The organism is Streptomyces sp. NPDC041814 (genome assembly GCF_055590565.1).
In genome coordinates, this window is record NZ_JBVJAM010000016.1 from 149,510 (window position 1) to 171,784 (window position 22,275).

21 protein-coding genes are annotated in these 22,275 nt (G+C 70.6%); 11 read left to right on the top strand and 10 right to left on the bottom strand.

The genetic code is table 11. The features are described from left to right. Nucleotides 1-47 precede the first annotated feature (47 nt). On the bottom strand, nt 48-524 hold the full coding sequence (locus ACZ6C6_RS31785; protein WP_469207864.1) for an RICIN domain-containing protein: 477 nt from the start codon (nt 522-524) through the stop codon (nt 48-50). Nucleotides 525-729: 205 nt separating this feature from the next. Here ACZ6C6_RS31785 and ACZ6C6_RS31790 point away from each other — a divergent pair, with 205 nt between their 5' ends. Further along, nucleotides 730-1,218, top strand: coding sequence for a hypothetical protein (locus ACZ6C6_RS31790; RefSeq protein ID WP_469207866.1), 489 nt, complete (start codon nt 730-732; stop codon nt 1,216-1,218). 458 nt (nt 1,219-1,676) lie between these two features. Here ACZ6C6_RS31790 and ACZ6C6_RS31795 read toward each other — a convergent pair whose 3' ends face one another. From ACZ6C6_RS31795 to ACZ6C6_RS31830, 8 genes are all read right to left on the bottom strand, one after another. Next, entirely contained in the window at nt 1,677-3,134 is a 1,458-nt protein-coding gene (locus ACZ6C6_RS31795) for a catalase (protein WP_469207868.1), read from the bottom strand. A gap of 229 nt (nt 3,135-3,363) precedes the next feature. Then, nucleotides 3,364-4,263 (bottom strand): 2-hydroxy-3-oxopropionate reductase, encoded by a 900-nt coding sequence (locus tag ACZ6C6_RS31800; RefSeq protein ID WP_469207870.1) that lies wholly within the window; start codon nt 4,261-4,263, stop codon nt 3,364-3,366. 43 nt (nt 4,264-4,306) lie between these two features. After that, on the bottom strand, nt 4,307-5,146 hold the full coding sequence (locus ACZ6C6_RS31805; RefSeq protein ID WP_469207872.1) for a TIM barrel protein: 840 nt from the start codon (nt 5,144-5,146) through the stop codon (nt 4,307-4,309). A 219-nt stretch (nt 5,147-5,365) separates the two neighbouring features. After that, nucleotides 5,366-6,808, bottom strand: coding sequence for a cellulose binding domain-containing protein (locus ACZ6C6_RS31810; protein WP_469207874.1), 1,443 nt, complete (start codon nt 6,806-6,808; stop codon nt 5,366-5,368). 179 nt (nt 6,809-6,987) lie between these two features. Further along, a complete protein-coding gene (locus tag ACZ6C6_RS31815) occupies nt 6,988-8,601 on the bottom strand; it encodes a beta-N-acetylhexosaminidase (protein ID WP_469207876.1) in 1,614 nt (537 codons plus the stop codon). Nucleotides 8,602-8,634: 33 nt separating this feature from the next. Continuing rightward, nucleotides 8,635-9,477, bottom strand: coding sequence for a carbohydrate ABC transporter permease (locus ACZ6C6_RS31820; protein WP_469207878.1), 843 nt, complete (start codon nt 9,475-9,477; stop codon nt 8,635-8,637). Then, complete coding sequence (locus tag ACZ6C6_RS31825) at nt 9,474-10,457, bottom strand: carbohydrate ABC transporter permease (protein ID WP_469207880.1); 984 nt, start codon at nt 10,455-10,457, stop codon at nt 9,474-9,476. The genes ACZ6C6_RS31820 and ACZ6C6_RS31825 overlap by 4 nt, the downstream gene beginning before the upstream one ends. 37 nt (nt 10,458-10,494) lie before the next feature. Next, complete coding sequence (locus ACZ6C6_RS31830; RefSeq protein WP_469207882.1) at nt 10,495-11,763, bottom strand: extracellular solute-binding protein; 1,269 nt, start codon at nt 11,761-11,763, stop codon at nt 10,495-10,497. A 227-nt stretch (nt 11,764-11,990) separates the two neighbouring features. On the opposite strand from ACZ6C6_RS31830, the gene ACZ6C6_RS31835 reads away from it, so the two are divergent. The 10 genes from ACZ6C6_RS31835 to ACZ6C6_RS31880 all read left to right on the top strand — a co-directional run bounded on the left by ACZ6C6_RS31835 (nt 11,991) and on the right by ACZ6C6_RS31880 (nt 21,462). Next, the gene (locus ACZ6C6_RS31835; protein ID WP_469207884.1) at nt 11,991-12,830 is read left to right on the top strand and encodes a GntR family transcriptional regulator; all 840 of its coding nucleotides are present in this window, start codon (nt 11,991-11,993) and stop codon (nt 12,828-12,830) included. A gap of 116 nt (nt 12,831-12,946) precedes the next feature. Continuing rightward, a complete protein-coding gene (locus ACZ6C6_RS31840) occupies nt 12,947-14,131 on the top strand; it encodes a lactonase family protein (protein WP_469207886.1) in 1,185 nt (394 codons plus the stop codon). 55 nt (nt 14,132-14,186) lie between these two features. Continuing rightward, the gene (locus tag ACZ6C6_RS31845; RefSeq protein ID WP_073861495.1) at nt 14,187-14,438 is read left to right on the top strand and encodes a YkoF family thiamine-binding protein; all 252 of its coding nucleotides are present in this window, start codon (nt 14,187-14,189) and stop codon (nt 14,436-14,438) included. Then, nucleotides 14,435-14,812, top strand: coding sequence for a helix-turn-helix domain-containing protein (locus tag ACZ6C6_RS31850; RefSeq protein ID WP_469207888.1), 378 nt, complete (start codon nt 14,435-14,437; stop codon nt 14,810-14,812). The genes ACZ6C6_RS31845 and ACZ6C6_RS31850 overlap by 4 nt, the downstream gene beginning before the upstream one ends. Before the next feature lie 177 nt (nt 14,813-14,989). Next, nucleotides 14,990-15,499 (top strand): 2-oxo-4-hydroxy-4-carboxy-5-ureidoimidazoline decarboxylase, encoded by a 510-nt coding sequence (gene uraD / locus ACZ6C6_RS31855; RefSeq protein ID WP_365685855.1) that lies wholly within the window; start codon nt 14,990-14,992, stop codon nt 15,497-15,499. 13 nt (nt 15,500-15,512) lie between these two features. Continuing rightward, nucleotides 15,513-15,905 carry a hydroxyisourate hydrolase gene (uraH, locus tag ACZ6C6_RS31860; RefSeq protein ID WP_469207891.1) on the top strand — a complete coding sequence of 131 codons (393 nt, stop codon included), beginning with the start codon at nt 15,513-15,515 and terminating at the stop codon, nt 15,903-15,905. Nucleotides 15,906-15,912: 7 nt separating this feature from the next. Then, the gene (pucL, locus tag ACZ6C6_RS31865) at nt 15,913-16,836 is read left to right on the top strand and encodes a factor-independent urate hydroxylase (RefSeq protein WP_265539547.1); all 924 of its coding nucleotides are present in this window, start codon (nt 15,913-15,915) and stop codon (nt 16,834-16,836) included. Between the two features lie 67 nt (nt 16,837-16,903). Then, entirely contained in the window at nt 16,904-18,301 is a 1,398-nt protein-coding gene (locus ACZ6C6_RS31870; protein WP_469207893.1) for a nucleobase:cation symporter-2 family protein, read from the top strand. Nucleotides 18,302-18,343: 42 nt separating this feature from the next. Next, nucleotides 18,344-19,741 carry an 8-oxoguanine deaminase gene (locus ACZ6C6_RS31875; RefSeq protein ID WP_469207895.1) on the top strand — a complete coding sequence of 466 codons (1,398 nt, stop codon included), beginning with the start codon at nt 18,344-18,346 and terminating at the stop codon, nt 19,739-19,741. Nucleotides 19,742-20,013: 272 nt separating this feature from the next. Continuing rightward, complete coding sequence (locus tag ACZ6C6_RS31880) at nt 20,014-21,462, top strand: nucleobase:cation symporter-2 family protein (protein ID WP_469207897.1); 1,449 nt, start codon at nt 20,014-20,016, stop codon at nt 21,460-21,462. 57 nt (nt 21,463-21,519) lie between these two features. Here ACZ6C6_RS31880 and ACZ6C6_RS31885 read toward each other — a convergent pair whose 3' ends face one another. Further along, nucleotides 21,520-22,245, bottom strand: coding sequence for a chitosanase (locus tag ACZ6C6_RS31885; protein ID WP_469207899.1), 726 nt, complete (start codon nt 22,243-22,245; stop codon nt 21,520-21,522). Nucleotides 22,246-22,275 lie beyond the last annotated feature (30 nt).

Sequence of the window (22,275 nt, forward strand, 5' to 3'; positions counted from 1 at the left end):
GCGCGGGAGGTCCTGTGCAGCCGCGCAGGGCCTCCCGAGCCGCTGTCTCAGCCGATGGTGAAGCGCTGGTTCTGGGCGTTCCGGTCGCAGGTGGCGGTGCGGTAGTAGCCGTTGTCCTGCTGGTAGAGGCAGCGGCCCGTGCCGACGCTCTGAAGCATCACGGCGCTGCGGGCGGCGGGCTGGACGGTGCGCCACTTCTGGTACGAGCCACCGTTGCAGCGCTGGGGGTAGACGTCACCCCGGTCGTTGCTGTCGAGACAGCGGCCCCAGAAGTTGTTCTTGAGCGTGGTGATGGTGTTGAGCTTGCCGTTCCACTGCCACAGGAGGCTTCCGCGTCCGGTGGTGCAGCGGTCGCCCTTGAGGCCGGTTTCGGAGTTCTCGCGCAGGCAGTCACCGTAGCGGTAGTTCGCGAAGCGGCTGGTGGTCGTGGTGGCGGCGGAGGCGGGCGCGGGGGTGAGGAGGGGGAGGGCGAGGGCGGCTGCGGCGATGAGGGAGGCGAAGGCACTACGGGTCGGGCGGCGCACTGAGGGGCTCCTTGCGGTGGTGTTCAGAGGTGCCTCAGCAGGATCCGCGAACTCCCCTCGACTCCACGCCTCCCACGCCTGAAACACGAGGAATACCCGCTGATGGCTGACGAAGCCTTCCGCTCCCTCGTCGGTGGAGGAGTGGAACGGATCCCGGTTGGGGAGGACCTGAGCACTGTCCGCGGCTTCGCACGGGGGTATCCGCATGGATGCAGACACGGTCACCGCCATTGCGGCGGTAGTCGTGGCACTCGGCTCTCTCTGGGTCAGCTACACACAGGCCCGGGACAGCAGGCGGCACGGTCGGCAGTCGGTGCGGCCGATGCTTCACATGCATCGCGTGAAGGCTTACGAAGGTACGGAAGCGGGACTCCGCCTCATCAACGCCGGGCTCGGGCCGGCCATCGTGACGGGCTCGGTCGTACGCCTGGACGGGCAGGTCATCGGGCAGTGGGATTACCACACGCAGCAACGCATCCGGGACCTGTTACCGACGAGTCCCAAGGCTCACTCCCTGCGTCCCGGTGCCGTGGTGTTGGCCGGACAGTCCACCTTCCTCTTCTCTCTGGACGAGTTCAGCGACGACCAGCACGGTTGGTTCTGGGATCTCGTCACTCACCGACTGGTGATAGAAGTCCGTTACGAATCCCTGTACGGCGGCGAGAACTTCATGGTGAAGCCGCCGGTCTTCTGAGGTGACACACCTCGGCCCACCGCCACGTCGGCTTCCGCCTCACCGGCAGCGCGCGAAAAGGGCGCGGAGTACGGGACCGTATCCGTACTCCGCGCCCTGGTTCGGGGAAGAACAGGGGCCGCGGCAGTAGCGCGAAGGGGGGCTGCACGGGCCTTCAGGTCTGGTGACCGGGCCGCCTCCCGCGTACCACCGCACTGGCATCACGCCACCGCCGCGGCCCTAGGGGGTGTCTGACAGATCCCCGCAGCGTCACGGTGTCTGGCACGCACGCTCGCGGCGTTGCCGAAAAGTCCTAGTAGCTCCGCTACGAGGACTTCCCGGCGCCTTGCGATCGCACGCACCAGACACCGCTCCTTCTTCTGCGCGGATCCGCCAGACACCCCCTCGTCCTGCCCGCGTCGCGCAACAACCCCTCATCCGGGTGGACGCGTCGGCGCGGGCAGGGTTCGGGGGTGAGGTCAGTCCTCGCGGAGGGCGCGGACCGCCTCCTCCACGCGCTTGCCGTACTCGGGGTCGGCCGCGTGGAAGTGGGCGAGGTTCTTCTCGATGACGTCGTCCCGGGAGACCTGGGAGAGGCCGCCCGCGATGTTGGCGATGAGGCGGTCCTTCTCGTCGGCCGTCATCAGGCGGTACAGCTCGCCCGCCTGGAAGAAGTCGTCGTCCTTGGTGTGGAGCGGTGCCTCGTGGGTGCCGGTCCAGCCCTGGACGGGGAGCGGGGCGGAGAGCGCCGTGTCCGTCTGGGCGGGGCCCGCGTACGAGTTGGGCTCGTAGTTCTTGTCGTGGCGCGAGCCGTACCGCGTGGCGTGGAGGCCGTCGCGGCCGTAGTTGTCCGCGGCGGCGGCGCGCGGCGCGTTCACCGGGAGCTGGGTGTGGTTGATGCCCAGGCGGTAGCGCTGCGCGTCCGCGTAGGCGAACAGGCGGCCCTGGAGCATCTTGTCCGGGGACGGACCGATGCCGGGCACGAAGTTGTTCGGCGAGAAAGCGGCCTGCTCCACCTCCGCGAAGACGTTGTCCGGGTTGCGGTCCAGTACCAGCCGGCCCACCCGCTGGAGCGGGTAGTCCGCGTGCGGCCACACCTTGGTGACGTCGAACGGGTTGAAGCGGTAGTCCGCCGCCTCGGCGGCCGGCATGAGCTGCACGTACAGCGTCCAGGACGGGTTCATGCCGCGCTCGATGGCCTGGAGCAGGTCCGTCTGGTGCGAGTTGCCGTCCTTGCCGACGAGCTCGGCGGCCTGGTCGGCGGAGAGGGAGCGCACGCCCTGGTTGGTCTTGAAGTGGTACTTCACGAAGTACGCGTCGCCCGCGGCGTTCGTCCACTGGTAGGTGTGCGAGCCGAAGCCGTTCATGTGGCGGTACGAGGCGGGGATGCCCCGGTCGCCCATCAGCCAGGTGATCTGGTGCGTGGCCTCCGGGGAGTTCGCCCAGAAGTCCCAGACGTTGTCCGGCTCCTGACGGCCCGTGAAGGGGTCGCGCTTCTGCGAGTGGATGAAGTCGGGGAACTTGATCGGGTCCTTGATGAAGAACACCGGGGTGTTGTTCCCGACGAGGTCGTAGTTGCCCTCGTTCGTGTAGAACTTGACGGCGAAACCGCGCGGGTCGCGCACCGCGTCCGCGCCGCCCAGCGAGTCGGCGACGGTGGAGAAGCGGAGGAACGTCTCGGTGCGGCGGCCCACCTCGGAGAGGAAGTCGGCGCGGGTGTACGCGGTGACGTCGTCGGTCACCTCGAAGTAGCCGTACGCGCCGGAGCCCCGGGCGTGCACCACGCGCTCCGGGATGCGCTCCCGGTTGAAGCGGGCGAGCTTCTCCAGGAGGTGGCCGTCCTGGAGGAGGATCGGGCCTCCGGCACCCGCGGTGGCGGAGTTCTGGTTGTCGGCGACCGGGGCGCCGGACTCGGTCGTAAGCACACGCTGCGTCATGGTGTCGGGGCGACCTTCCGTACGGGGAGCTGCTGAACTGCGACGGCCAGGGGGCAGAGTCCTGGGGGCGTGTCCGGAGCGTAAAGAGGCCCGGGATGCGGCGTCAACAGTTTGTTGAAATTCGTGGTGGGAGGGTGTTCCGGACGGTGCCGGCGCCTGGGCGCGACAGGACAGGTGTCAGCGACGGCACCGTCCGGAAGTCTGTGGGGAGGGAGGAGAGCGGCCGGGCTCAGCCCTGGACGGGCAGGCCGGACAGCCGCTCGACCGAGCGCAGCAGCGCCGAGTGGTCCAGGCCGCCGTCACCCTGCGCGCGCAGCGAGGCGACGAGCTGGGCGACCACACCGCCGACCGGCAGCGCGGCACCGACGTTGCGGGCGGCGTCCGTGACGATGCCCATGTCCTTGTGGTGCAGGTCGATCCGGAAGCCCGGGGCGAAGTTGCGGTTGAGGAAGTTGTCCTTCTTGCGGGTCAGCACCGTCGAGCCGGCCAGCCCGCCGTTCAGGACGTCCAGCGCGGCGGCGAGGTCCACCCCGGACTTCTCCAGGAAGACCACGGCCTCGGCGCACGCCTGGATGTTCACCGCGACGATCAGCTGGTTCGCGGCCTTCACCGTCTGGCCGGAGCCGTGCGGGCCGCAGAGCACGATGGTCTTGCCGAGCGCTTCGAGCAGCGGCTTCGCGGCGTCGAAGTCCGCCTGCTCGCCGCCCACCATGATGGAGAGGACGGCCTCGATCGCGCCGGCCTCACCGCCGGAGACAGGGGCGTCCAGGACCCGGATGCCCTTCTCGGCGGCGTTCTTCGCGAGGTCCACGGAGGTCTGCGGGGTGATCGAGGACATGTCGATCAGCAGCGCGCCGCGCTTCGCGTTCTCCAGGATGCCGTCGGGGCCGTACGCGATGGCCTCGACCTGCGGCGACGCGGGCACCATCGTGATGACCACGTCCGCTTCCCTGACCGCCTCGGCGATCGAGGAGGCGCCGGTGCCGCCGGCCGCCGCCAGGCGGTCGACCTTGTCCTGCTCCAGGGTGTAACCGGTGACGTCGTAACCGGCCTTGATCAGGTTCTCCGACATGGGTGAACCCATGATGCCGAGACCGATCCACGCAACCTTGGGGAGGTTGTTGCTCATGAGGGTGCCTTCCGATCAGCGTGTACAGGGGCTCCTGGGGGCCTCAGCGGGCGGGCCGCGCCGCGGCCGGGAGCCAGTCGAAGGAGTCGGCGCTCGGGCGGTCGCCGGGCTTGTACTCCAGCCCGACCCAGCCCTCGTAACCGGCCTTCGCCAGCTCGTCCAGGAGCTGTTCCAGGGGGAGCGAGCCGGTGCCGGGCGCGCCGCGTCCCGGGTTGTCGGCGATCTGGACGTGTCCGGTCCGGTCGGCGTACGCGGTGATGACCTGGCTCAGGTCCTCGCCGTTCATCGACAGGTGGTACAGGTCCAGCAGGAACTTCGCGTTGCCGAGGCCGGTCGCCGCGTTGACCCGGTCCACGACCTCGATCCCGGCCGGGGCGCTCACCAGCGGATAGCGCGGGGACTCCGGTGCGTTCAGGGTCTCGATCAGCAGTACCGCGCCGATCCGGTCGGCGGCACGGGCCGCCAGCACCAGGTTCTCCAGGGCGAGTTCGTCCTGGACGGCGGGGTCGACGCCGTCGACCCGGTTGCCGTACAGCGCGTTGAGCGCCTTGCAGCCGACCGAGGCAGCGAAGCCGGCCGCCACCTCGATGTTGGCCCGGAAGCGCTCCGACTCCGCGCCGGGCACGGAGAGCGCGCCGCGGTCGGGGCCGGGGAGCTGTCCGGCGTAGAAGTTCAGGCCCACCAACTGGGTGCCGGCGTCGTCGAGCGCCTTCTTGAGGGCGTCGAGCTCGGCCTGCTCGGGGGTGGGGGTCTCGATCCAGGGCCACCACAGCTCGACCGCCGTGAAGCCGGCCGCGGCAGCTGCCGCGGGCCGCTCCAGGAGTGGGAGTTCCGTGAAGAGGATCGAGAGGTTCACATCGAAGCGCTGGTCCGGGTAGCCCATGAGGGTTTCGGCGCTCCTTCCGTATTGCGGAAGTTTATTTCTGCTTAATGGAAGATTGCCCGGAGGGTGGCGGGGCTGTCAAGGGGGTTCCGGGAATTCGGGCCGGTCAGGAGGTCCCTACGAGTCGCGGCGGCGGCCTCGGGCAGAAGCTCCGGACATGCGAGAAGGCGGGGCGGAGACCCGTCGGCCTCCGCCCCGCCCATGCGGTCCGCTACCGCGTCACCCGGCCGGAACCGTGTCCTGGAACGTCGTCCCCGCCGCGCGGTACGCGGCCACCTTCGCGTTCACCTGCGAGGGCGTGAGGACCTGGTCCTTCACGTGCAGGACGTAGTCCACCTGCTGGTCGTACGCGCGAGGCGTGGTGCTCGTCTGCCCGGCCAGGTCGATCAGCCACTGGTTGAAGTTGATCGACATGCCGCGCTCCGGCAGGTAGGCCGCGCCGTGCGTGCCGAAGAGCTGCCCGTCGATGTAGTACGTGATCGCGTTGTTGTCGATGGTCACCACCAGGTCGTGCCAGCCGGCGTAGCTCTGCCGGGACTCGGTGTGCTGGTTGACGGCCTCCCACGGGTCGGGCCGGTAGGTCTCCCACGAGGTGGTGTAGAGGATGTTGCCGCTCTCGCCCCAGCCGCCGTTGGGCAGGTACTCGAAGTCGTACTCGGCGTAGTCGTCCGCCATCGGCGCCTTGAGGTCGTTGATGGTGAAGAACGTCTGGACGAGGTGGTCGCCGTCCGGGCCCGACTTCGGCGCGTCGTTGAACTTGACCCGCGCCGCGTACGTGCCGTTCCGGAACTTCATCGACTGGGTCAGGATCTCGGTCTGCTTCGTCGACTCGCCGGTGCCCGCCGTCGACGTCTCCAGGTTCATGATGGAGTTGCCGCTCTGCGTGGCGAACGTGACCTTGTCCGGAGCCCAGGTGGCACCGGGCACGCCGGGCCCGCCCGCGTTGGAGCGGACGCTCCAGCCGTGCGCGGCGATCTGCGGGTCGGTGTGACCGCTGTAGTTGAAGTCGTCGAACAGCGTCGCCCCGTCACCCGGCGGGTCGGTGGGGTCCGTCGGGTCCGTGGGATCGGTCGGGTCGGTGGGGTCGTTGCCCGCGGGGGCGGTGCCCCAGACCGTGGTGCCGCCCAGCTGCGCGGTCACCTTCGTCCAGTCGGTGTACGAGGTCGCGCCGGCGCCGAACGAGTAGTCGTCGCTCTGCACCAGCGGCTGCCAGCTGGACCGGTAGAACCGCAGCTGCATGTCACCGCTGTCGGCACCCGGTGCCAGGGAGCCCGCGCCGGAGGTGAAGCCGATCTCCAGGTAGCGGTCGGCGTCGGCCGTCGGATGCGCGAGCGTGCCGAACGTCCCCGTGATGTTGCCGCAGCCCTTCACCGCCCACGAGCAGGCGAACCGGTAGACCTCGCCCACCGCGTCGCCCTTGAAGTAGTAGCGGATCTTCACGTTGCTGAGCTGCACGGACCCGCTGCCGGTGTTGCGCACCTTCAGCCAGGGTTCGCTCTGGTCGGCGCTCGCACCCGTCGCGCCGGTGCGGTACTGCACGGCGATCGGTTCGCCGGCGGCGCTCGCCGTCGTGGGGACGGCGGCCAGGGCCGTACAGCCCAGGGCCACGGTGACGGCGGCCGCGGCGGCGGCGCGCAGCCGGCTCTTCGCGTGTGACTTCATGCGTCTGTTCCTTCCGGGAACGTCGTGGGGGAGTGCGACTTCAGGGGGTCGGCGCTGTTCCTGGGGATGCCGTGGTGAGCGGCCGGGGGTTGGGGGTCTCCGGTGAGTCCCCGTGGACGAAGGAGCGGTGGCTGGTGCGTGCGATCGCAAGGCGCCGATGCGTCCTCATCGCGGAGCGATTAGGGCGTTTCGGTAACGCGGCGAGCGTGCGTGCCAGGCGCCGTGACGCCGCGGGGACTTACCGGAGACCCCCAAGGGCGGTAGCGGACGCCGAGCGCGTCCAGGCGGGTGGTGTGGTGGCCCAGGCGGGTGAGGAAGCCGGGCCAGCCGTCGCCGCCGCCGGACCAGGCGCGGTCCGCGAGGGCGCACAGCCTCGGATACGTCTGGTACTCGATCCGGTCCGGGGTGCGTGCGTACTCGGTCCACAGCTGGGCCTGGGTGCCGAGCAGCCGGACCGCGTCGCCCGGGTCCCAGTCGTCGGTCAGCGAGCGGTCGCCATGCACCGTGCGCAGCTCGACGGGCGGGCCCGGCTGCGTGAGGGGTTCGCCGGGGGCGTCGGACTCCGCGTAGTCGAGGTAGGTGGCCCGGTAGTGGGCGGCGACCACCTGGTGGCCGCGACGGGCGGCGGCGCGGGCGTGAGCCGGGTCGCGCCAGGTCATCACCGTGAATTCCGGGGGGAGTTCGGTGCCGGTCTCCGCCCAGCCGACCGGGATGCGGCCCCGCTCGGCGACGTACGCCCCGATGCGGCCCATGAACCAGCCGTGCAGGGCGCGCGCGTCGGGCAGCCCCTCGGCGGCGGCCCGCTCCCGGGCCGCCGGGCTGGTCTCCCACTCGGTGGTCGGGCACTCGTCGCCGCCCACGTGGATGTACGGGGACGGGAAGACGTCCATGACCTCGTCCAGCACCGTCCGGCAGAAGTCGAAGACCTCCTCGTGCACCCCGAACACCGTGTCGCACACGCCCCACCGGGTCCACACGCCGAGCCGCCTCGACGGGTCGTTGCCCAGCTCCGGATGGGCGGCCAGGGCGGCCCGGACATGGCCGGGCATCTCGATCTCCGGCACCACCCGCACCCCGCGCGCCGCCGCGTAACGGACGAGGCCGCGCAGCTCCTGGGTGGTGTACGCCCCCGAGTGCGGGATGCCGTCGAAGCGCTCGACGGGGCCGCCCGGCGGACCGGCCATCGACTGGCTGCGGTGTCCGCCGATCCCCGTCAGCTTCGGGTAGGCGGCGACGGGCATCCGCCAGCCCTGGTCGTCGGTGAGGTGGAGGTGCAGCGTGTTCAGCTTGTGCAGGGCCATCAGGTCCACGTAACGACGCAGGTAGGAGACCGGCTGGAAGTGCCGGGCCACGTCGAGCATCGTGCCGCGCCACGGATGCGCCGGGACGTCGCTGATCTCCACGCACGGCAGCGTCCAGGCCCCGCCGCGCCGGGCCCCGGCCGAGAGCGCCTCGGAGGGCAGCAGCTGGCGCAGCGTCTGGACCCCGGCCAGCAGGCCAGGCAGCCGGGCGGCCCGCAGCAGCACCGTGTCCGGGCCGATGGTGAGGCCGTACCCCTCCTCGCCGAGGCCGCTCAGCTGCGGGTCCAGGGCGAGCACGACGCGGCCGGTGGCGGAGGGGGCGAGGGGGAGCCCGGTGCCGGGCGCGAGCAGGGTGCGCAGCAGGTCGGCGGCGCCCTCCGCACCGGGGTAGGCGCGGATGCCGGTGTCCGGGGTCAGGGTGAAGCGGCCGGGGCGCGCGGAGACCTTGCGGGGGCGGGGGACGAGGGAGTGTTCGGGGCGGGGTGCGGGCATGCGGGGCCTCCGGAAGGGGAGAGGGTTCGTCGGTCAGCCCTTGACGGCGCCGGCGGCGAAGCCGGAGGTGACATGGCGCTGGAGCAGCAGGAAGACCACCAGCGCGGGCAGGGCGAAGAGGGTGGAGGCGGCCATCGTGGCGCCCCAGTCGGTGCCGAAGGTGTTCTGGAAGGAGGACAGCCAGACCGGCAGGGTGCGGCTGTCCTGATGCTTGATGATCAGGAAGTTGGCGTACGCGAACTCGTTCCAGGCGGTGATGAAGCCGAACAGCGAGGTCGCCATGAGACCCGGCGCGAGCAGCGGCAGGGCCACCTTCCGGAAGGCGGCGGTCCGGGTGCAGCCGTCGACCTGCGCGGCCTCCTCCAGCTCCGGCGGGATCGTCCCGATGAAGCCCCGCAGCACGATCACCGAGAACGGCAGCGTGACCATGAAGTACACGAGGGTGAGCGTCGGCAGCCGGTCCAGCATGTCCGTGTCGCGGGAGATGATGTAGATCGGGATGATCAGCGACTCCCAGGGCGCCATCTGCGCGATGAACACCATGAGCATGAACTGCCGCCGACCCTTCCAGCGCAGCCTCGCCACCGCGTACGCCGAGGCCAGGGCGACGATCAGGGCCAGCAGGATCGAACTCACCGTCACCAGCGCGCTGTTGCGCCAGAACATCCCGAAGCCGTCGGCCTGTACGGCGGTGCGGAAGTGGTCGAGCGTCCAGGTGCGCGGGAAGAGCTGCGGGTCGGAGGACTGGATGTCCTTGGACGGTTTGAACGCGGTGGAGATCATCCAGTAGACGGGGAACAGGCAGACCAGGACGGTCAGCGCGGCCGCGGCGTTCAGCGGAAGCCGCCGCAGCCGGGCGCTACGGGCACGGCTCATCGGATCTCGTCCTCCTGGCGGAGCATCTGGCGGAAGTAGAGGACGAGCACCCCGGACATCATGACCACGGTGACCATCGAGGCGGCCGAGCCCAGGTCGTAACGCTGGCCGGCCAGTGCGGTCTGGACCGCGTACACGGGCAGGATCGTCGTCGCGTCGCCCGGCCCGCCCCGGGTCATCACCCAGATCTGGACGAACGCCTTGAACGTCCAGATCACCTCCAGCGAGAACACCAGCAGGAAGATCGGCCGGAGCACCGGCAGGGTGACCGAGCGGAAGATCCGGGCGCCGCTCGCGCCGTCCAGCCGGGCCGACTCGTACAGCTCGGTCGGGACCGTGGTGAGCGCGGAGTAGATCGTGATCGCCGCGAACGGCACCGACTGCCACACGACCAGCAGGACCAGGATGGCGAAGGCGGCGGTGCCGTGCGCGAACCACGGATACCGGTCGAACGAGGAGAAGCCCGCGCCGGTCAGCAGATGGTTGACGATGCCGAACTCCGAGTGGAACAGCCACTGGAAGACCGTGGTGGCCGCGATCACCGGCATGGCCCAGGCCAGCACCAGCGAACTGAGCACCACCGTCCGGGCGACCTTGCCCAGGCGCTCGGTCATCAGGGCCACCAGGGTCGCGATCACCATGATGAGGACCACGTTGACCGCCATGAACAGGAAGGTGCGCCGGACCACCTCCCAGAACCGCGGATCCGTCAGCAGCGTGCGGTAGTTGCGCAGCCCGACGAACTCCGCGTCACCGGTGATCAGCTGCCGCAGCCGGAAGTCCTGGAGCGAGATCAGGACCGCCCGCAGCAGCGGATAGATCAGCAGGTAGAGCATGCCGCCGACCGCGGGTGCGATCAGGGCGTACGGCCACAGGCCGCGCGGTTCCCCGGACCGCCGCCGGGGCGGCGGTCCGGACGTGCCGGGTACGGCCCGGCGCAGGGGACTGGGGGGTGCGGTCCGTTCCCGGATGACCGACACGGCACGCCTCCTCTCAAGGGTGTGGACGGACGAGCGGTCAGGAGCCGGAGTTCATGGCCCGGGTGATGTCGGCGGACGCCTTGGCGGCCTCCTCCGCCGGGTCGCCGCCGGTGAGGACGGCGGTCATGTAGTCCTTGATCGGGTTCTCCGCCTCGACCGCGGCCCAGCTCGGCGTGTTGGGCGTGGCGTGGCCGTTCGCCGCGCCGACCGCCATCGCGGCGGCGCCCGGGTCGGCGGCGACCGCGGAGGCGAGCGTCGTCCGGTTCGGCACGTAGCTCATGGCGACGGCGAGCTTCTTCTGCCAGGTGTCGCCGGTGAGTTCCTTGATGAAGGTGAGCGCGGCCTCCTGCTTGCCGGACGCGGTGGGGATCACCAGGTCCGAGCCACCAGTGAAGACGGCACCCGGGGTGTCGGCGGTCTTGCCGGGGATCGGGAAGAAGCCCAGCTTCCCCTTCAGGTCCGGGTTCTTCTCGATGACGACGTTGGCGCCGCCCGGGGTCGAGATGACCTGGGCGACCTTGCCCTGCGCCATCACGTCGGCCTGCGGAGGGTCGGCCTCGTCGGCGTCCTTGGGTCCCTTGCCGAGCGCCTGGAGCTTCCCGTAGAACTCCATGCCGCGCAGCGCCTCCGGGGTGTCCAGGGCGCCCTTCCACTTCCCCCCGGACTCGGTGGCGAGGTCGCCGCCCTCGTCCCAGACGAAGCCGGCCAGGGCGTACCAGGTCTGGCCCGGCAGGTAGATGCCCTGGTTGCCGCCCTTGTTGAGCTTCTCGGTGGCGGCGATCCACTGGTCGCGGGTCTTGATGGTCTTCGCGTCGATGCCCGCCTTCTCGAAGAGGTCGGTGCGGTAGATGACCACCCGGTTGGCCGCGTAGTACGGGATGCCGTACTGCTTGCCCTCGTACGCCCCCGGCTCGGCGAGGCCCTTGAGCCAGTCCTTGCCGTTCAGCTCGTCCACCTTGTCGCTGAGGTCGAGCAGCCCGCCGCTCTGCGCGAACTGGGCGACCTGGGTGTTGCCGCTCTCGATGACGTCCGGGGCGTCGTTGCTGGCGAGCGCGGCGGTGATCTTCTCGCCGATGCCGTCCCACTCCTGGATCTGGATCCGGGCCCGGATGTCGGGGTGAGCCTTCTCGAAGCCCTGGACGAACTCCTTCTGGAACTGGGCCGAGACGCTGTCGCGCATCAGCCAGACGTCGATGCTGGTCCGGCCGTCACCGGACGCGTCGGAGGAGCCGTCGTACGAGCCACAGGCGCTGAGCACGGCGGCCAGCACGAGCGCGGACCCACCGGCAAGCAAGCGGTACTTCACGGTTCACCTCTGGGAGAACAGGACCTGACCACCTGACCAGTGAAGGCCGCTGGACAGCTCACCTCTTGTTGGTGGATGAAGGTGGCATGGACCAATGGAGCCGTCAAGCCCCTTGTATTCAACGGGTTTTGGGGATCTTCCGGAGGGGTGCTCCGTGAAAGCGGCTACAATCCATCTGACCAGTGGTCCAGTGGTCAGGTAGGTAACCCGCCAGAAGGGGGCAGCGCATGGACGCCGACGCATCGGGGACGGTGCTCAAACGGGAGCGGGCCCGTGACGCCATCCTGGAAATGATCGAGTCCCGGCGCCCGGGCGACGCGATCCCGTCGGAGCGGTCCCTGTGCGCCACGCTCGGCGTCTCCCGGCCCACCCTGCGCGCCGCGGTGGACGAGCTGGTCGCGACGGGGCTCCTGGTGCGGGAGCACGGCCGGGGCATGTTCGTCGCGCCCGAGAAGATCACCCAGGAGCTGATCTCGGCCGACCTCGCCCTGTCGGTGCCGCAGGCGTCCGGGGCCTGGTCGAGCCGGCTGCTGGAGTTCACCACCGTCCAGGCGGGCGCCCGGGTCGGCCGGAAGCTGCGCATGTCACCGGCGGCCGACATCGTGTACGTCGCCCGGCTGCGGCTGGTCGACGGCGCCCCCATGGCCATCGAGCACCTGCACATCCGGGCCGAGCTGGTGCCCGGGCTCTCCGCCGAGGAGCTGGAGAGCGGCGACCTCTACGAGCACCTGCGGTTGCGGCACGACGTGCACGTCCACGAGGCGGTCCAGGCGATCGAACCGACCGTGGTGACCCGCGCCGAGGCCCGCCTCCTGGACGTCCCCGAGCTGTCCCCGGCGCTGCTCTTCGAGCGGTTGACCTCGGACACGACGGGCCGCCCCGTCGAGTACGTGCACTCGCTCTACCGGGGCGACCGCTACCGCATCGTGTCCCGGCTGGCCCTCGGCCCGGCCGCCGCCGTCGAACCGGTCGAGGGCGGCCACCATCCGGGCATCCCGCCGGGCGACTTCGCGCAGCGCGAGCCGCTCACGTCCTCGACACGGGGTGACATCCAGTCCGGGGATTGAGGGCGCTCCGCCGCGTTGCGCCCTGCGCAATGGCTGGTGCACCTCTTGCGGTGGGCCCCGGGCGGGGCCACTGTGGCTGGCACATCCGACGCGACCGACCCCACGAGGTGCCTCGCATGACGTCCCCCACCAGCCGCCGCACCCTGCTCGGAGCCCTCCTGGCGGGCGGCGCCCTCGCCGCCGCCCCCAGCCTCCCGCGCTCCGCGCACCACCCCGCGCCCCGCCACCCCCAGCACCCGTCGCACCCCGCACACCCCGCGGCCACCAGCACCCGCACCCTCTACCTCGGCACCTACACGTCGACCAGCCCGGGCGGCACCGGCATCGGCGTCGCCGCGTACGACCCGGAGACGGCGGGCATCACCGCCCGCACCGTCGTCACGGGCGTCGAGAACCCCTCGTACCTCGCCCTCCACCCCACGGGCGCCACGCTCTACGCGGTGGACGAGCAGCAGAACGGCGGCGTCACCGCGGTCGCCGTCGCCGGCGGCACCTTCCGCGTCCTGGGCACCCGGTCCACCGGCGGCGCCGGACCCTGTCACCTCTCGGTCCACCCGGGCGGGCGGTGGCTGCTCAGCGCCAACTACACGTCCGGCAGCGTCGCCGTCCACCCCCTGGCCGAGGACGGATCGGTGGGGGAGCGCACCGACCTGGTCGCGCACGGCTCGCCCGCCCCCGGACCGGGGCAGGACGGCCCGCACGCGCACCAGATCATCACCTCGCCCGACGGCGCCCATGTGCTCGCCGTCGACCTCGGGAACGACACGGTGTACACGTACCGGCTGGACGAGACGCGCGGCACCCTGGAACAGGTCTCGTACGCCGCGCTGCGGCCGGGCGCCGGGCCCCGCCACCTCACCTTCCACCCCGACGGGCGCCACGCCTACCTGGCCTGCGAACTCGACAACACGGCGGTGGTCTGCGGTTACGACCCCGCTACGGGCGCGCTCATCCCGGGCGGCCCGCAGTCCACCGGCACGGGGTCCGGCACCAGCTACCCCGCGCAGTTCCTGGTCACCGGCGACGGCCGGTTCGCCTACCTCGCCAACCGGGGCCACAACAGCATCACCCGGTACGCGATCGAGGACGGCGGGGCCGCGCTGCGCCTGCTCGACACGGTGCCCGTGGGCGGCGACTTCCCCCGGCACACCGCGTTCTCGCCGGACGGCGCCCTGCTCTTCGCCGCCAACCAGCGGTCCGGCACGGTCACCGCCTTCCGGGTGGACGCCGAATCCGGCGCCCTGACCCCGGCCGGGACCCCGTACGCGGCCCCGGCGGCGGTCTGCGTGCTGCCGGTGTAGGGCGCTAGGGTCGTGCCCGAGCCGCCCCGGCGGCGGAACGTATCTGGGAGGCACCATGCGCTTGAGAGTGGAGTTCACCACCGAGCCCTTCGATCTGGACGAGGCGCCCGCGCACGCGGTCGTGGCGCGCGAGGTCATCCAGGGGGCCGGACTGGACGCCGTCGACGTCGGTCCGTTCGGCAACACGGCGGAGGGCGGTGCCGACCAGGTGCTCACGGCGGTGGACAGCCTGCTGCGGCAAGCGCTGGCATCGGGTGCCACCCGGGTCTCGCTCCAGGTCAACGTCATCGGAGAGGACCCGAAGTGACCGGACCGCTGGACCACCCCCTCGTCACCGCCGTGAAGCCCCTCGTGGACGCCATGGGGGCCGAGCTCGTCGGCCCCGGCGAGGCGCACCCCGACGATGTGGTGCTGGCCTGGGAGGGCGAGGACGTCGTGGCGGTCCGGCTGCCGCAGCTCTCGGAGTCGCTGGACCACATCCTGGCCGCGATGGAGCGCCGGCACGGCATGCCGCTGGCCGAGCTCGACCGCAAGGCCAAGCAGGAGGCGGTCCGGCTCCTGGAGGCACGCGGTGCCTTCTCCGTACGCCATGGGGTCGAGACCGTGGCGGGGGCGCTGGGTGTCTCGCGGTTCACCGTGTACAACTACCTGAACAGGGAAAACGGCGCCAAGAGCGGGTAGTTGGGACGCTGTCGCACCGGCTGCCGATGCATGATCGATCAAGCCGCCGCCCGGACCACCGGGCGGCGGCTTTTTCTGTATACGGAATTTCAACAAACTGTTGACGTCGTGTTGCGGAGGGCGTTAGCTATCCGCAGCCCGACCAACGCACAGCGAAGAACAGCCACGGAGGCTCCCGTGACTTCGAGCTCCACGCCGGGCCTCGCCCGGCTCAACACCCAGGCGGACGCCGATGCGGCCGCCGCACTGCACGAGGTGTGTGCCAGTGCGGCATGGGGACGAGCGATCCTCGCCCACCGCCCGTACGCCACCACCGAAGCCCTGCTCTCCGCGAGCGACACCGCCACGGCGGCACTCGGCGCGGAGGACCTGGCCGAGGCCATGGCCGGTCACCCGCCGATCGGCCGCCCGAAGCCCGGGGACCCGACCTCCTCCCGCGAACAGCGGGGGATGGCCGGGGCCTCCGAGGAGCTCAAGGCCGAGATGCTCGAACTCAACCTGGCCTACCAGGAGCGGTTCGGACATGTCTTCCTGATCTGCGCCACCGGCGCCACCGGTGAGCAGATGCGCGACGCGGTGAAGTCCCGCATCGGGAACTCGCCCGAGCAGGAGCGGGGGATCGTGCGCACCGAACTGGGCAAGATCAACCGCATCCGCCTCACCCGCCTCGTCACGGAAGACGCGTAACACAAGGAGAGTCTTGAGCACCTTCGCCACCGCATCGGTGTCCACCCACATCCTGGACACCAGCATCGGCCGCCCCGCCGCGGACGTCGCCGTCTCGCTCGCCGCCCGCAAGGGCGCCGACGCCGAGTGGGTGACGCTCGGGGGCTCCGCGACCGATGCGGACGGGCGCTGCAAGGACCTGCCGGCCCTGCCGGAGGGCACCACCCACGTACGGCTCGACTTCGAGACCGAGCCGTACTTCACAGCCAAGAAGCAAGCCGAGGCGCAGCAGGACGCCCCCCGCGTAAGGGACAGCGGCGCGTTCTTCCCCGAGGTGGCGATCACTTTCGCCGTCACCCCGGGCGAGCACTACCACGTACCGCTGCTGCTCAACCCGTTCGGCTACTCCGTATACCGAGGGAGCTAGCAGACACATGCCCACGATTCTCGGCCAGAACCAGTACGGCAAAGCAGAGAACCGCGTCGTCAAGATCACGCGGGACGGCGACACCCACCACATCAAGGACCTGAACGTCTCGGTCGCGCTCTCCGGCGAGATGGACGACGTCCACTACTCCGGCTCCAACGCGCACGTCCTGCCCACGGACACCACCAAGAACACGGTGTTCGCGTTCGCCAAGGAGCACGGGATCGAGTCCGCCGAGCAGTTCGGCATCCACCTCGCCCGCCACTTCGTGACCTCCCAGGAGCCGATCAAGACCGCGCGCATCCGCATCGAGGAGTACGCCTGGGAGCGCATCGCCACCTCCGACGCGAACTCCCGCTTCATCGGGTCCGACGAGGTCAAGCACTCCTTCGTCCGCAAGAACCAGGAGATCCGCACCGCCCAGATCACCTTCGACGGTGAGAAGTGGCAGGTCGTCTCCGGGCTCAAGGACCTGACCGTGATGAACTCGACCAACTCCGAGTTCTGGGGCTACGTCAAGGACAAGTACACGACGCTCAAGGAGGCGTACGACCGCATCCTCGCGACCGACGTCTCCGCCCGCTGGCGCTACAACTGGACCAGCGACGAGCAGCGCATGCCGAACTGGGAGAAGTCCTACGAACAGGCGCGCAAGCACATGCTGCACGCCTTCGCCGAGACCTACTCGCTCTCGCTCCAGCAGACCCTGTACCAGATGGGTTCGCGCATCATCAACAACCGCAGCGAGATCGACGAGATCCGCTTCTCGCTGCCGAACAACCACCACTTCCTCGTCGACCTGGAGCCGTTCGGGCTCAAGAACGACAACGAGGTGTACTTCGCGGCCGACCGTCCGTACGGGCTCATCGAGGGCACCGTGCTCCGGGACGGCGTCGAGCCGCAGATCCCGGTCGACATGACCAACCTCTGACGCGGCGCCGCGCCGGTGCCCGCCCGTTCCCCGCGGACGGGCACCGGCCGGGCCGGAGGGAACCCTCATGGCACAGCCAGCATCCGGGCCCGCGGAAGCGGAAGGCCCTTGTCCCACCCCGCCGGAGCGTGCGGTGCATCCGGTGGACGAGAAGCTCACCCCCTCGCGGCTCCTGCCGGCCGCCCTCCAGCACATCGCTGCCATGTACGCCGGTGTCGTCACCCCTCCGCTGATCATCGGTCAGGCCGTCGGCCTCGACACGGCGGGCATGACCCGGCTCATCGCGGCGAGCCTCCTCATCGCCGGCTGCGCCACCCTGCTCCAGACCCTCGGCATCGGCGGCCTCGCCGGCAACCGGCTGCCGTTCGTCAACGCCGCGTCCTCCGCCGGCATCGCCCCGATGCTCGCTATCGCCGAGACCAACGCGCCCGGGCACCAACTCCCCGCGATCTACGGCGCTGTGCTCGTCGCCGGGGTGTTCTGCCTGGTCGTCGGACCGTTCTTCGGCAGACTCCTGCGCTTCTTCCCACCCCTGGTCACCGGCGTCGTCATCACCCTCATCGGGGTCACGCTGATGCCCGTACCGGTCTCCTGGGCCCAGGGCGGCGACAAGAACGCCACCGACTTCGGCGACATGAAGTACCTCGCGCTCGCCGCGTTCACCCTCGTCGTGATTCTCCTGATCCAGCGCTTCGGCCGGGGCTTTCTGCGACAAGTCGCGCTGCTCATGGGCCTGTTGATCGGCACGCTGGCCGCTGTCCCCTTCGGCCTCGCCGACTTCTCCGCCCTGCGCGACGCCCCGCTGGCGGCCGTGCCGACGCCGTTCGCCTTCGGCGCGCCGGAATTCCAGCCGGCCGCGATCCTCTCGCTGTGTATCGTGATGCTCGTCCTGATGACGGAGTCGTCCGCCGGGATGCTGGCCGTCGGTGAGATCTGCGACCGGCGCACCGACGGACGCACCCTCACCCGGGGCCTGCGCACCGACGGCATCGCCACCCTCGTCGGCCCCGTCTTCGGCGGCTTCCCCACCAGCGCCTTCGCGCAGAACGTGGGCGTCGTCTCGCTCACCAGGGTCCGCAGCCGTTACGTCGTCGCCGCGGCCGGGGCCGCCCTGCTGGTCCTCGGGCTCTTCCCGGTGCTCGGCGCGGTCGTCTCGCTCGTCCCGATGCCCGTGCTCGGCGGCGCCGGAATCGTCCTCTTCGGCTCGATCGCGGTCAGCGGCATCCGTACGCTCTCCGAGGCCGGCCTGGACGACAGCTCCAACATCATCCTGGTCGCTGTCGCCCTCGGCGCGGGCATCGTCCCGCTCGCCGCGCCCGGGTTCTACGCCGACTTCCCGTCGTGGGCCCAGACCGTCCTGGGCTCCGGGATCAGTGCGGGTGCGCTCGTCGCGGTCCTGCTCAACCTGTTTTTCCACCATCTCGGCACCCACGGCCGCACCGCCGTGGCACTCAAATCCTCCTAGGGTCCTGCCGTGCCCACATCCCGCATGAGAGAAGGAAGCACCATGGCAGCACCGGCAGCCCCCGACCGGGTGGAGCGCATCGTCATCGAGAACTGCTCGATCGCGACCGTCGACGCCGCCGACACCGAGTACGCCTCGGGCCACGTCGTCGTCGCCGGTAACCGCATCGAGTCCGTCGGCGCCGGCCGGGCACCCGAGGGCCTGGAGAACGTCGTGCGCCGGATCGACGGGACCGGCCACCTGGCGACGCCCGGCCTGATCAACACGCACCACCACTTCTACCAGTGGATCACCCGGGGCCTCGCCACCGACCACAACCTCTTCGACTGGCTGGTGGCGCTGTACCCGACGTGGGCGCGCATCGACGAGCCGATGGCCCGCGCCGCCGCGCAGGGCTCGCTCGCCATGATGGCGCTCGGCGGCGTCACCACCGCGATGGACCACCACTACGTCTTCCCGAAGGGCTCCGGCGACCTGTCCGGTGCCATCATCGGGGCCGCCCGCGACATGGGCGTACGCTTCACCCTCGCCCGGGGCTCCATGGACCGCAGCGAGAAGGACGGCGGGCTGCCCCCGGACTTCGCCGTGGAAACCCTGGAAGGCGCGCTCGCCGCAACCGAGGCGACCGTCGACGCCCACCACGACGCCTCCTTCGACGCGATGACCCAGGTCGCCGTCGCGCCCTGCTCGCCGTTCTCCGTATCCACCGAACTCATGCGCCAGGGCGCCGAACTGGCCCGGCGGAAGGGCGTGCGGCTGCACACCCACGGTTCCGAGACCGTGGAGGAGGAGAAGTTCTGCCACGAGCTGTTCGGCATGGGCCCGACCGACTACTTCGAGTCCACCGGCTGGCTCGGCGAGGACGTGTGGATGGCGCACTGCGTCCACATGAACGACTCCGACATCGCCGCCTTCGCCCGCACCGGCACCGGCGTCGCCCACTGCCCGTCCTCCAACGCCCGCCTCGCCGCAGGCATCGCCCGCGTCCCGGACATGCTCGCCGCGGGCGTCCCGGTCGGCCTCGGCGTCGACGGCACCGCGTCCAACGAGTCCGGCGAGCTCCACACCGAACTGCGCAACGCCCTCCTCATCAACCGACTCGGCCCGCACCGGGAACGCGCCCTGAACGCCCGTCAGGCGCTGCGCCTCGGCACCTACGGCGGCGCCCAGGTCCTGGGCCGGGCCGCGCAGACCGGCTCGCTGGAGGCGGGCAAGCTGGCCGACCTGGTCCTCTGGAAGCTGGACACCCTCGCCCACGCCTCCATCGCCGACCCGGTCACCGCGCTCGTCTTCGGCGCCGCCGCCCCGGTCACCCTGTCGCTGGTCGACGGGAAGCCGGTCGTGGAGTCCGGCCGCCTGGTCACCGCTGACGAGGAGGCCATCGCCCGCGCCACCCGCGACGAGGCCCGCCGCCTCGCGCAGATCGCCGCCGGAGCCTGACGGCCCGGCGGCCCCGAAAGCGGCCGGACGAGGGGGACGGCCCTCGTCCGGCCGCCGCGGACCCGAGCGGGGTCCGCGGCAACCGGGGCGGGAGGCGCGCCGCCCACGCGCACGCGCCTCCCGCCCCGGCGATCCCGGCTGCCCGCACCAGCCGTACGACCTGCCTCACCGCACCACCGCAGCACACGGGGCCCGGTCCGGCGGACCGGCCCCGGCACCACCTCCCTGAACCCCACGTCACCGCCGACGTGTAACCGACCGGAGGAACCGCCGTGGCAGCTACGCCCAGGTTTCGCGACGACGCAAGTGCGACCCCCCACCCCGACGGCGCGCCGGAGACGGCCCCGTCCGACCGGAAGCATCCGGTCGACGAGACGCTTCCCCCGCTGAAGATGTTCACCAGCGGCCTCCAGCACGTGGCCGCGATGTACGCGGGCGTGGTGGCCCCGCCCATGATCGTGGGGCCCGCCGTGGGCCTCAGCCCCAAGGAGACCGCGTTCCTGATGGGGGCGAGCCTGTTCACCGCGGGCATAGCCACCCTGCTCCAGACGCTCGGCTTCTGGCGGATAGGCGCCAGACTGCCGTTCGTCAACGGCGTCTCGTTCGCCGGGGTGACCCCGATGGTGGCGATCGGCAAGGACCGGGGGCACGACGGGATCGCCGTCATCTTCGGCGCGATCATCGTCGCGAGCCTCCTCGGCTTCGTCCTCGCCCCGTACTTCTGCAAACTGGTCCGCTTCTTCCCGCCCGTGGTCACGGGAACGGTGATCACCCTGATCGGCGTCTCGCTGCTGCCGGTCGCCTTCAACTGGTCCCAGGGCGGCAACGCGACCGCCCACGACTACGGGTCCACCACCAACATCACCATGGCGGCGGTCACCCTCGTCGTCGTGCTGGCCCTGCGCAAACTCCTGCGCGGCTTCCTCCAGCAGATCGCCATCCTGCTCGGGCTGATCATCGGCACGCTCATCGCGATCCCGGTCGGCATCACCGACTTCGGCGCCCTCAAGAACGCGGACGCGATCGGCTTCCCCACCCCGTTCCACTTCGGCGCCCCGCAGTTCGAGATCGCCGCGATCGTCTCGATGAGCATCGTGATGCTGGTCTGCATGACCGAGTCCACGGCGGACATGCTGGCCCTCGGCAAGATCGTCGACCGCCCCGCCGACGAACGGACCATCGAGGGCGGCCTTCGTGCCGACACCCTGGGAAGCGCCATCAGCCCGCTGTTCAACGGCTTCATGTGCAGCGCGTTCGCGCAGAACATCGGCCTGGTCGCGATGACCAAGGTGCGCAGCCGCTTCGTGGTCGCGGCCGGCGGCGGCATCCTGATCCTGCTCGGCCTGGTCCCGGTGGCCGCGTCCGTCATCGCGCTGGTGCCGCTGCCGGTCCTCGGCGGCGCGGGCATCGTCCTGTTCGGGTCGGTCGCCGCGAGCGGCATCCAGACCCTGGCCGGCGCCGCGCTGGAGAAGGGCGAGAACGCGCTGATCGTCGCGGCGGCCGTCGGGGTCGGGCTGATACCGATCGCGGCGCCCGACTTCTACCACGCCTTCCCGAAGGACCTCCTGGTCGTCCTCGACTCGGGCATCTCCACCGGCTGCGTCGTGGCGATCGTCCTCAACCTGGCCTTCAACCACCTCGGCAGGAAGCCGGATCCGGAGGCGGGCACCGCGCCCGGCGGCCACGACCCGGTGAAGGCGATGGAGGTGGCCGCTCACTGACGTACAGTCAGCGGACTGTGGCGCGTACGGGGGTTGGCCGTACGCGCCACTGCCGGTTCAGCCGATGTGGTAGCTGTCCCCGTACACCTGCCAGTCGAGCGGCGGGTCCAGGTCCAGATTGCCGTTCCGCAGGAAGACCCGCTGGGCGTCGTCCACCCGGCTGGTGTCCGAGTGGGCCTCTTCCTGCTCCATGGCCCGGACCCGCTCGTCCAGGAAGGCGTCGAGGTAGGCCACCTCGTCACCGCCCCGGCCCGGCGGCTCCGCCCGGGCCAGGGCCCGCTGCCGGATGGCCCCGAAGCTGGCGCTGTCGTCGCCCTCGCCGTGCATCACGAGGGCGTCGTAGTACGCGAACTGGCCGAGCGTGCCCAGGCCGTCGCCCCTGCCCTGGCTGACGGCCGGATCGAAGTACACCCGGTCGCGCTCGTCGTCCTGCGCCTGCTGGAAGTCCGGATCCCGGGCGGCCGTCTCCCAGGCGTCCTGGAAGCCAGGGTCCAGCCCTTCGTGCGAGTCGCCGCCGTCCACCTCGCGCAGGGCCGGGAGATACCGGGCCAGTACGTTGTCCGGCTTGCGCCGCGTGTACAGCTCCACCAGGCCGAGCATGTCGCCGGTGCCCGAGCAGAAGCCGATGATCCCCGCGGTGTAGCCGCGGCCGTCGCCGATGTCCTCGATGTACCCGTACTGCGCCTTCCAGTCCAGCGTGGAGTTCTCCGCGCTGGAGACCAGTTGCATGGCGATGTCCTTCTTCGCCGGATCGTCGAGACCGGCCGAGGCCTTGGCGGGCACCTTGCACTCCTTCGGAACGGGCGAGTCGAG

Coding starts and splice junctions, on each gene's coding strand:
- ACZ6C6_RS31795 (WP_469207868.1), bottom strand. CDS start 3,134: ATGACGCAGCGTGTGCTTACGACCGAGTCCGGCGCCCCGGTCGCCGAC.
- ACZ6C6_RS31805 (WP_469207872.1), bottom strand. CDS start 5,146: ATGGGCTACCCGGACCAGCGCTTCGATGTGAACCTCTCGATCCTCTTC.
- ACZ6C6_RS31815 (WP_469207876.1), bottom strand. CDS start 8,601: ATGCCCGCACCCCGCCCCGAACACTCCCTCGTCCCCCGCCCCCGCAAG.
- ACZ6C6_RS31810 (WP_469207874.1), bottom strand. CDS start 6,808: ATGAAGTCACACGCGAAGAGCCGGCTGCGCGCCGCCGCCGCGGCCGCC.
- ACZ6C6_RS31790 (WP_469207866.1), top strand. CDS start 730: ATGGATGCAGACACGGTCACCGCCATTGCGGCGGTAGTCGTGGCACTC.
- ACZ6C6_RS31840 (WP_469207886.1), top strand. CDS start 12,947: ATGACGTCCCCCACCAGCCGCCGCACCCTGCTCGGAGCCCTCCTGGCG.
- ACZ6C6_RS31845 (WP_073861495.1), top strand. CDS start 14,187: ATGCGCTTGAGAGTGGAGTTCACCACCGAGCCCTTCGATCTGGACGAG.
- ACZ6C6_RS31870 (WP_469207893.1), top strand. CDS start 16,904: ATGGCACAGCCAGCATCCGGGCCCGCGGAAGCGGAAGGCCCTTGTCCC.
- ACZ6C6_RS31835 (WP_469207884.1), top strand. CDS start 11,991: ATGGACGCCGACGCATCGGGGACGGTGCTCAAACGGGAGCGGGCCCGT.
- ACZ6C6_RS31800 (WP_469207870.1), bottom strand. CDS start 4,263: ATGAGCAACAACCTCCCCAAGGTTGCGTGGATCGGTCTCGGCATCATG.
- ACZ6C6_RS31820 (WP_469207878.1), bottom strand. CDS start 9,477: ATGAGCCGTGCCCGTAGCGCCCGGCTGCGGCGGCTTCCGCTGAACGCC.
- pucL (WP_265539547.1), top strand. CDS start 15,913: ATGCCCACGATTCTCGGCCAGAACCAGTACGGCAAAGCAGAGAACCGC.
- ACZ6C6_RS31875 (WP_469207895.1), top strand. CDS start 18,344: ATGGCAGCACCGGCAGCCCCCGACCGGGTGGAGCGCATCGTCATCGAG.